This is a genomic window from Spirochaetota bacterium (assembly GCA_026414805.1).
Lineage (GTDB): Bacteria > Spirochaetota > UBA4802 > UBA4802 > UB4802 > UBA4802.
The window spans coordinates 1-11,095 of record JAOAIH010000089.1; the positions used below are offsets into that span (position 1 = coordinate 1).

Sequence of the window (11,095 nt, forward strand, 5' to 3'; positions counted from 1 at the left end):
AAGCTGGAGCAACTGTCGAGATCAAGTAACGTTAACACGTAAAATATCTTGAAAAGATCGTTGTAATACTGTATATTGAACACAGTAGTAGGTTTGGTTGCAAAGCGATCAAACCTACTTGTGTTGATGTTTGTAAAATATGGTGTTATTTTGACTCTTTTTGTATACTTTTAACACCCCAAATAATATGACTAAAATAATGCACAAGCAATATATCACTACAATAGTTTATAAGCAAATGTACGATCTCCTTCATATTCTTAATTCTGACGTTGAATGAATAAATTTATTTTAGGTGTAAACTATGCAAAAACAACAAAAAGTAATCCGTTTTGGTAAAATAAAACCTGGCATCAGCTTGCCAAATTTGATTGAAAATCAAACTGAATCGTTCAAATGGTTCTTGCAGAAAGATGTGCCCCCATCAAAAAGGAAAAATCAGGGACTTCAGGCAGTGTTTCTTGAAACATTTCCTATTGTAAGTCCAAATGATGATATTGAACTTGAATTTGTTGAATATGAGTTAGGCGAACCAAAGTATAGTGTACAGGAATGCAAAGAACGTGATGTTACCTATGCAGCTCCACTTAAAGCCACAATACGCCTGATAAAAAAAGATACAATGGAAGTCCGCGAACAATCTGTTTATATGGGTGATATCCCATTAATGACTGAAAGCGGTACTTTTATCATTAATGGTGCAGAAAGGGTTGTAGTCAACCAGTTACATAGATCACCAGGAATCTTCTTCTTCTGGGATGAAGTGGAAAGAATATACAGTGCTCGAGTTATTCCCGATAGGGGTTCATGGCTTGAATTTGAAATGGATCCCAAAGGGCTGATAGTTGCACGTATTGACAGAAAGAAAAAATTCCCTGCTACTATCATACTGAAAGCTTTAGGATACAATACCAATGAAGAGATAATCAAGCTTTTCTATGCCACAAAAAAGATCACTCTTTCTGAGGAAAAAGATTACGAATTTTTAAAGAATAAGCGCGTGGCTTCTGATGTCATTAATCCTGAGACAGGAGAGGTTTTGTTAGAAGCGGGCGAACGTATAACCATTGACTATGTTGACATTTTGAGAGATGAAAAGATTAGTGAAGTAGAAATAATAGAATTTCCTAAAAATAAAGATGATGCTTACCTCATTAATTCTTTGGAGAAAGATGACTGCAAAAGTTCAGAAGACGCATTGTTAAAACTTCATCAGATGCTCCGTCCTGGTGAGCCAACAAATATAGACAATGCGCGCGAAATATTTAACCGATTATTCTTTGATCCAAGAACCTATAGCCTAGGAGGAGTAGGGCGCTATAAGATAAATAAAAAATTTGGTTTTGACATGAAAGAGGTAAAAGAGGATTACCTCAGAAAAGATGATATAGTGCAGACAGTTAAATATTTAATAAACCTTATTGCCGAAGTTGATGGTTATATTGTTGATGATATTGACCATTTGGGCAACAGAAGAATACGCTCTGTTGGCGAGCTTATCCAGAATCAGATAAAGATTGGATTCCAGCGTATGGAACGCGTGATAAAGGAGCGAATGACCATTCAAGATGTAGATGTGGTCACTCCTCAGGCGCTTATAAGCATAAAGCCTATAACTGCTGTTATTAATGAATTCTTTGGTTCCAGTCAGCTGTCGCAGTTTATGGACCAGACTAACCCATTATCTGAACTGACACATAAACGGCGACTCAATGCGTTAGGTCCTGGTGGATTGACACGAGAGCGTGCCGGTTTTGAGGTACGTGATGTTCACCCATCCCATTATGGAAGAATGTGTCCAATAGAAACTCCTGAAGGGCCAAATATCGGATTGATCATTTCAATGAGTACTTATGCGCGCATTAATGAATATGGCTTTTTGGAAACTCCATACAAGGTGGTGGAAAATGGCAGGGTTACTGATAAGGTAGTGTATCTTACTGCCGATGAAGAAGATAAATACTTTATAGCACAAGCCAATGCCAAAATTGATGAAAATGGCAAATTTGTTGACAATCTTATTCCGTGTCGTCACCGTGGTGATTTCCCCTATAAACGCCCTGAGGAAATTCAATATATGGATGTATCCCCGGATCAAGTGTTTTCGGTATCAACATGCCTTATTCCGTTCCTTGAACATGATGACGCAAATAGGGCACTCATGGGTTCTAATATGCAACGACAGGCAGTGCCTCTTTTAACCGAAGAAATTCCGCTTGTAGGTACAGGTATGGAAGGACCAGCTGCTATGGATTCCGGTGTGGTGGTGAAGGCAAAACGAGCTGGCGAAGTGATGTATGCTGATGCAAAAGTTATAAAGGTTAAAACTTCAAGTGGTGAGGTTGATGAGTATATACTACAGAAGTTTAAGCGTACCAATCAGGGGACATGTTTTAACCAGAAACCTATAGTGCGAAAGGGACAGAAAGTGAAAGTAGGTGACATCTTGGCAGATGGACCAGCAACTGATAATGGTAAATTGGCTTTGGGCAAAAATATACTGGTAGCATTCATGCCATGGATGGGATATAACTTTGAGGATGCTATTCTTATTTCAGAACGATTGGTATATGATGATGTATATACATCAATACATATAGAACAGTTTGAGATAGAAGCCAGGGAAACAAAGCTTGGCAGGGAAGTTATTACACGTGATATTCCTAACTTAAGTGAGAAAGCATTTCGAGACCTTGATGAAAATGGTATAGTACGCATTGGTGCTTATGTTGCACCTGGGGATATACTTGTTGGTAAGGTTACTCCTAAAGGGGAACAAGACCTTACTCCTGAATATAAGCTGCTTCATTCAATATTTGGTGAAAAAGCTCGAGAAGTGCGCGATACATCTCTTAGAGTACCTAATGGTGTGGAAGGAATAGTGATTGATGTGAAGCGTTTTTCTCGCGAGAACGGTGATGAGTTATCTGCTGGTGTGGAAGAGCTTGTTAAGGTATATATTGCTTCAAAACGAAAGATATCGGTAGGCGATAAGATGGCAGGGCGCCATGGCAACAAAGGTGTTATTTCAAAGATAGTTCCTGTGTATGATATGCCATATCTACCTGATGGCACACCTGTTGACATTGTTCTTAATCCGCTATCGGTACCATCTCGAATGAATTTGGGGCAGCTGCTGGAAACTGAATTGGGCTGGGCAGCAAAAGAACTTGGATTTATAGCCGAATGTCCAATTTTTGACAGCCCTGAGGAATCGGAAATACGGGAACTTTTGAAAAAAGCCGGATTGCCAGAGACATCAAAAACTATTTTATACAATGGTCAGACAGGTGAGCCATTTGAAAGTGAGGTTATGGTTGGCTATATTTACATGCTCAAACTGGCTCATATGGTTGATGATAAGATCCATGCACGTTCTACAGGCCCATACTCACTTGTTACACAGCAGCCATTAGGAGGTAAGGCACAGTTTGGCGGGCAGCGTTTGGGTGAGATGGAAGTGTGGGCACTTGAAGCATACGGTGCTGCCTATACATTACAGGAGCTTCTTACAGTGAAGTCTGACGATATGTTAGGACGTGCACGAATTTATGAAGCGATAGTGAAGGGGATTAATACAACATCCCCCGGTATTCCAGAATCATTCAATGTACTTGTGCAGGAATTGCGAGGCCTTGCACTGGATGTAAGAATTTATGATGAAAACGGCAATGAAATAAATCTCTCTGAATGGAGCGAAGGCTTCAGCAAACCAAAGAGAAAAATCAAGCTTGAAACGCTTGAGAATGAGTAATTTGTATGTTTTAAAAATTTAATGTAAGGTAAGAAGGTAATATGATGAGAGATTTTAATGATTTCAATTCTATTCAAATAAAATTAGCTTCACCAGATATGATCCGTGAGTGGTCATATGGTGAGGTGAAAAAACCTGAAACTATTAACTATCGTACATTAAAGCCTGAGCGAGATGGCCTTTTTTGTGAAAGGATATTTGGAACAACAAAAGAATGGGAATGTTACTGCGGTAAGTTTAAATCGATTAGATATAAGGGTGTTGTTTGTGATAGGTGTGGTGTGGAAGTCACCCATTACAAAGTGCGGCGTGAGCGTGGAGGACATATTGAATTAGCATGCCCAGTAGCACACATCTGGTATTACAGGTCAGTACCTTCAAGGATTGGATTGCTACTAAATTTGACAGTGAATGAATTAAAATCTATCCTTTATTACGAGAAATATGTGGTGATAGATCCTGGTGAATCTGATCTAAAGGAAAAAGATGTTATCGATGAGGATACCTATAACCACTATTATGAAACATACGGTGACGAATTTGTTGCGGATATGGGTGCAGCTGCCATTAAGGAAATGCTTCGCAGAATTGATCTTGATGGTGAAGCGCGTGAATTACGAAGTAAAATCGCCGGACAGGATAAGCTGAAAGTTGATAAAAAAGATATAAAGCGTCTTGAATTGATTGAGGCGTTTAGGGACTCAGGAAATCGCCCCGAATGGATGATACTGGATGTGATCCCTGTTATACCTCCAGAACTAAGGCCAATGGTTCAGCTGGATGGGGGCAGGTTTGCAACATCTGACTTGAATGACCTTTATCGACGAGTGATCAATAGAAATAACAGGCTTAAACGATTATTGCTATTGAGAGCACCTGATATTATAGTACGAAATGAAAAACGCATGCTACAGGAAGCAGTTGATGCTTTGTTTGATAACAGCAAACGCAAGCGTGCGGTTAAAGGCAAGGCTAACAGGCCTTTAAAATCCTTAAGTGATATGCTTAAGGGCAAGCAAGGGCGTTTCAGACAAAACCTTTTAGGAAAGCGAGTTGATTATTCAGGGCGATCAGTTATTGTTATTGGGCCTGAACTCAAGTTGCATCAGTGTGGATTGCCCAAAAAGATGGCTGTTGAGTTGTTTAAGCCATTCATAATGAAACGGCTTGTTGATAAAGGGTTTGTCCAAAATATAAAATCTGCTAAAAAGATGGTAGAAAATGAAAGGCCGGAAGTATGGGAAGTACTGGAAGAAGTAATTGCTGAACATCCGGTTCTCCTTAATCGTGCTCCTACATTGCACAGGTTAGGAATACAGGCATTTGAGCCTGTGCTTGTTGAAGGTAAGGCAATTAAGCTTCATCCTTTAGTGTGCCATGCGTATAATGCTGACTTTGATGGTGACCAGATGGCAGTTCATGTGCCACTATCTCCAAGAGCACAGATAGAATGCTGGACATTGATGCTTTCGGCAAACAATTTACTTAACCCTGCAAACGGACAGCCTATCGTCACTCCGACTCAGGATATTGTTTTAGGAATATATTATTTAACCTCAGAGTTAAAAAGCGACAGCGCACATCTCCCGTATTTTGGTTCAATGGATGAGGTATTGTATGCGCTGGAATTCAAGCAAATAAAATACAGAACCAGAATTAAGTATCTGATAAATGGTGAGTTTGTTGAAACAACACCAGGTAGATTAATATTCAATGAAAAACTTCCTGCAGGGTTCCCTTTTATAAACTATACCGTTAATGATAAGGAACTATCGAAAATTATTTCCAAAATATTCAGGGAATATGGTCCAACTGCAACAGTAAAGGTGCTTGATGATATAAAGGAATTAGGGTTTAAATACGCTACTTATTTTGGGCCAACTATCTCAACAAGTGACGTGAAGGTACCTCACTTGAAGGATGAGTTGATTAAAAAATCAAACGAGATGTTGGAGAAGATTGAAAATGAATACCGCAACGGGTATATAACCAATGAAGAGCGGTATAATCGTGTTATTGACCTGTGGACAAAAACAAATGAAGAAATTACCGAAGTTATGTTCAATACTATGGCGCAGGATGCAGATGGATTTAATCCCATTTACATTATGGCCCAGTCAGGTGCACGAGGCAGTAAACAGCAAATACGACAGCTTGCAGGTATGCGGGGCCTCATGGCAAAACCCAGTGGTGAAATTATTGATGTGCCTATTAAATCAAACTTCAAGGAAGGACTGACAGTACTTGAATATTTCATTTCTACCAATGGAGCACGAAAAGGACTTGCAGATACTGCGTTAAAAACTGCTGATGCCGGATATTTAACCCGAAGACTTGTCGATATTGCCCAGGATGTTGTTATTACTATGGATGATTGCGGTACATCAGTAGGAATCGATGTAGGTGCACTGAAAGAAGGTGATGAAGTTGTGGAATCTATTGGATCTAGGGTATTGGGCAGAACACTTTTGTATGATCTTTATCATCCAGTAACTAATGAGATTATTTGTAAGAGTGGTGAATTGATAACTGAGGAGATTGCAGAAAAGATAGATGAATTAGGACTTGAACGTATCACTATAAGGTCTGTATTGACATGTGAAGCTCGGCATGGAGTATGTGCACGCTGCTATGGCAGAAATTTAGCCACTTCACGTATGGTTGATATTGGTGAGGCAGTGGGAATCATTGCAGCACAATCTATTGGGCAGCCTGGGACACAGTTGACTATGCGAACATTCCACATTGGCGGAACTGCTTCCCATGTAGTTGAAGAAAGTGAAATCAGTTTTAATTATCCTGTCTATATAAAAGAAACAACATTTAAAACAGTAAAAACTGAGGATGAAAACGGTGAAAAGAAAACTATATCAGTACGCCGTGGATATATTGTTTTACAGAGATTACTGGAAGAAATCCCTATCAAGAGTGGTGAAGTGCTGGTAAATGATGGTGATAGAGTATATAGCGGAACTCCAATTGTAAAAAAATCTGATGGAACTTTATCTGTTACAACAAAATCAGGTGTAGTTAAGCTTGATAAATCAAAAATTTACATACTTGGCGAACCAAACATGATACCTGTCAACATTGGTTCTGTTATCTTTTTAAAACCGGATAAATTTTATTATGTCAATCCACAAACAGGAAAAACAGATGTACTTGTGAAGTTTGACCCGTGGAACGAACCAATTTTAACTGAAATAAATGGTAAGGTTAAGTTTATCGATATTGAAATTAATAAGAGCATGCGCGAGGAAATAGATCCGCAAACTCATCAGCTTAAAAGGATTATTGTTGAAGCAAAGACCGAAAAATTGCAGCCTGCTATAGAAGTATCTTCAGCTGACGAAACATTTAACTATTTGTTACCAAAAGGGGCACACCTGTTTGTTGAAGATGGACAAACAGTAAAGGCTGGTACTGTTATTGCTAAAATACCTAAGGAAGTTGAGAAGACAAAAGATATTACCGGTGGCTTGCCGCGTGTTGCAGAGCTATTTGAAGCACGTACTCCAAAGGATAAAGCTACCATTTCAGAAATTGACGGCCGTGTTAAAATTGGTGATACTGTCAAGAATAAACGCAAGATCATTGTAACTGGCGATGATGGTGAAACGCGTGAATATCAGATACCCGCTTCCAAGTACCTGCGTGTTCAGGATGGTGACTGGATAAATAAAGGCGATAAGATAGATGATGGTCCCATTGATCCCCATGACATTCTTGATATTAAGGGCCCGCGGGAGCTTGAAAAGTTCCTTGTGAATGAAATTCAGGAAGTATATCGATTGCAGGGTGTTCAGATAAATGATAAGCACATAGAAATAATTGTGCGCCAGATGCTTAGAAAGGTAGTAATTGAAGATCCAGGCGATACAAGTTTTGTTGTTGATCAGATTGTAGATAAGTTTGAATTTGATGATGAAAATATGCGTGTTGAAAAAGAAGGTGGTAAGGCAGCATCTGCAAAGCCAGTATTAATGGGTATAACAAAATCTGCTCTTAATACTGAATCATTTATATCTGCCGCATCATTCCAGGAAACGACACGCGTGTTAACAGAAGCTGCAATCAAAGGGAAGATTGACAAGCTCAGAGGGCTAAAAGAAAACGTTATTATTGGTCACCTGATACCAGCAGGTACTGGTGTACGTGAATACAATAAAATTAAGGTGTATCAAAAAGTTCCTGGTGACCTTGATGGCGTTTCAAAAGAAGCAGAGGAAGAAATCCCTGCAGAAAAGTAAAATTTCTTGACAATTCAATGTGTAAAATCGATTAATCACTTTCAATTAAAATTTTGAAAGTGATTAATTTAAATAACATAATGTTATAATATTGATACTATATAGTGAGGAGACAGAATGCCTACAATTAATCAGTTAATAAGGAAAGGGAGATCAGAGAAGGTTAAAAAATCAAAATCTCCAGCACTTAAAAGTTGTCCACAGAAGAGAGGAGTATGTACACGAGTGATGACTGTTACGCCAAAAAAACCAAATTCCGCATTGCGAAAGGTTGCTCGTGTCAGATTGACAAATGGAATAGAAGTAACAGCATATATTCCTGGAATAGGACATAATCTTCAGGAACACTCTGCAGTTCTTGTGAGGGGTGGTAGGGTAAAGGATTTGCCAGGTGTACGGTACCATATAATACGTGGTGCATTAGATGCTTTAGGTGTAAATGACCGCAAAAAAGGCAGATCAAAATATGGCACTAAGAGGCCAAAAGCATGATGTATAATAATTGGTATAGTGAGGTTTAATAATGGCACGAAGGCGTAGACCAGCAAAACGAACGATTTTACCAGATCCAAAATATGGCAATATAATTGTTTCAAAGTTTATTAATTGCATGATGTTAAAAGGGAAAAAGGGAGTTGCTGAACGGGCTTTTTATAAGGCATTAGATCTTATTGGACAGCGTACTCAAAAAGATCCTATTGAAGTATTTATCACTTCACTTGAAAACGTAAAGCCGCTTGTAGAGGTTAAATCACGTCGTGTAGGTGGTGCCACGTATCAGGTACCCGTAGAAATACGGCCTGAAAGGCGACAGGCACTGGCTATACGCTGGATTATTAACAATGCTCGAAGCAGGAATGAAAAGACTATGTTCCAGAAGCTTGCAGGTGAGCTGTTGGATGCATATAACAACACCGGCGCTTCAATAAAGAAAAAAGAAGATACCCATAAGATGGCAGAAGCTAACAAAGCCTTTGCACATTATAAGTGGTAATTAATATATACTTGTTGTGATATGGCTTTTTAATGTAAAAATACCAGGGACCCCCCCTGGTATTTGATGCTTTATTTTATAAAATCTTAATTTATTATCAGGATGTATGGGAAGAGAATTACCATTACACAGAACACGAAATATAGGCATAATGGCGCATATCGATGCGGGTAAAACCACATTGACCGAACGTATTCTCTATTATACCGGTAAAACCTATAAGATTGGTGAAGTTCACGACGGAACTGCTGAAATGGACTGGATGATTCAGGAAAAGGAGCGAGGTATCACCATTACTGCTGCAGCAACTACAACCTACTGGAAAAATACCCGTATTAATATTATCGATACACCTGGGCATGTTGATTTTACCGTTGAGGTTGAGCGAAGCCTGAGAGTACTTGACGGAGCTATCGCCGTATTTGATGCCGTTGCTGGTGTTGAGCCACAAAGTGAGACTGTATGGCGCCAGGCAACCCATTACAATGTTCCCAGAATATGTTTTGTAAATAAAATGGACCGTATTGGTGCTGATTTTGAAAATTGTCTTTCCATGATAAAAGAACGGCTATATTCTACTCCACTGCCCTTGCAGATCCCATATGGCAAGGAAGATGGATTTAAAGGTGTCATTGATATACTGCAGATGAAAGCGTTAGTGTGGACGGATCAGTTAGGCGAACATTATGATGTTATACCTATTCCAAAGGAATACCAGGATGAAGCATTGTATTACAGAGAACAACTGATTGAAATGGTAGCAGAATATGATGAACAAATGCTTGAAAAATATCTTGAAGGAGTAGAAATATCAGAAGCAGAATTAAAGCGGGCTATACGTAATGCAACGCTGAAAACTGCATTATTTCCGGTATTCTGTGGCAGTGCATTAAAGAATAAAGGTGTACAGCCGCTCATTGATGCTGTTGTTGATTACCTGCCTTCGCCAAAGGATATTCCTGCTATTAAAGGCCACGATGTGCACAATGAGAACAAACTTTTAGAGCGCCATCCCGATGATAAGGAACCATTTTGTGGTCTTGTGTTTAAGATTGCAAGTGATTCGTATGTAGGAAAGCTCTGTTATATCAGGGTATATTCAGGACACCTTGGTGCAGGTGATACTATCCTTAATGTCAATAAACAGAAGAAGGAACGAATTGGGCGGATCTTACGGATGCATGCAAATGACCGTGAGGACATAAAAGAAATCTATACTGGAGATATTGCTGCTCTGGTAGGTTTGCGATTTGCACAGACAGGGGATACCATCACTGCTGTTGATGCACCAATCCTTTTAGAAAAGATGCAATTCCCTGAGCCGGTGATAGCAAGAGCTATCGAACCTAAGACACGGGCCGATCTTGAAAAGCTACACACTGTGCTCAAACGTCTTGAGGAAGAAGACCCTACCTTCTTTGTAAAGATTGATGAAGAAAGTGGCCAGACAATTATTTCGGGGATGGGTGAGCTACATTTAGAGATAATCGTTGATAGGTTGCAGCGCGAATTCAATGTTATGGTTAATGTTGGCAAACCGCAGGTAGCATATAAAGAAACGGTAACAGCAACTGCCAAAGCCGAAGGTATATTTGAAAAAGAAATTGCCGGCAAATTACAGTATGGTCATGTACTGCTTGAGGTAAGTTCGTGCGATAGCTCCTTTGAGTTTATATCCAGAGTAGATTCTTCGGTGGTACCAGAACAATGTATCAAAGCAGTGGAAATGGGCTGTAGAGATGCACTGAGTTCTGGAGTAATTGCTGGCTATGAGATGACAAAAGTACGAGTAATACTTGAAGAAGCAAAGTACAGAGAGGATGCATCAGTTGACCATGCCTATCGCATTGCTGCTACCATGGCCTTCAGAGATGCAGCACGAAAGGCCAGTCCAATGCTACTTGAGCCAATTATGAAGCTTGAAGTTGTAGTTCCTGATGAGTATATGGGCGACATAATCAATGATATAAATTCTCGAAGAGGAAAAATTGAACATATCGATATTCGTGGTATGTTGAAGGTTGTTGATGCGTATGTACCTTTGGCCGAGGCATTTGGCTATGCTACTGCAGTACGTTCCTTAAGCCAGGGGAGAGC

At 39.5% G+C, this 11,095-nt stretch carries 5 protein-coding genes; all 5 read left to right on the forward strand.

Annotated elements, in window-relative coordinates; all coding sequences use genetic code 11:
• Positions 1 to 304 precede the first annotated feature (304 nt).
• Positions 305 to 3,754: a DNA-directed RNA polymerase subunit beta gene (gene rpoB / locus N3F66_13585; protein MCX8125175.1), complete on the forward strand. Its 3,450-nt coding sequence runs from the start codon at positions 305 to 307 to the stop codon at positions 3,752 to 3,754.
• Between the two features lie 44 nt (positions 3,755 to 3,798).
• On the forward strand, positions 3,799 to 8,004 hold the full coding sequence (gene rpoC, locus N3F66_13590; GenBank protein MCX8125176.1) for a DNA-directed RNA polymerase subunit beta': 4,206 nt from the start codon (positions 3,799 to 3,801) through the stop codon (positions 8,002 to 8,004).
• 117 nt (positions 8,005 to 8,121) lie between these two features.
• The gene (gene rpsL / locus N3F66_13595) at positions 8,122 to 8,496 is read left to right on the forward strand and encodes a 30S ribosomal protein S12 (GenBank protein ID MCX8125177.1); all 375 of its coding nucleotides are present in this window, start codon (positions 8,122 to 8,124) and stop codon (positions 8,494 to 8,496) included.
• 31 nt (positions 8,497 to 8,527) lie between these two features.
• The gene (rpsG, locus tag N3F66_13600; GenBank protein MCX8125178.1) at positions 8,528 to 8,998 is read left to right on the forward strand and encodes a 30S ribosomal protein S7; all 471 of its coding nucleotides are present in this window, start codon (positions 8,528 to 8,530) and stop codon (positions 8,996 to 8,998) included.
• A 106-nt stretch (positions 8,999 to 9,104) separates the two neighbouring features.
• On the forward strand, positions 9,105 to 11,095 hold a 1,991-nt coding region (fusA, locus tag N3F66_13605), incomplete at its 3' end, for an elongation factor G (protein MCX8125179.1).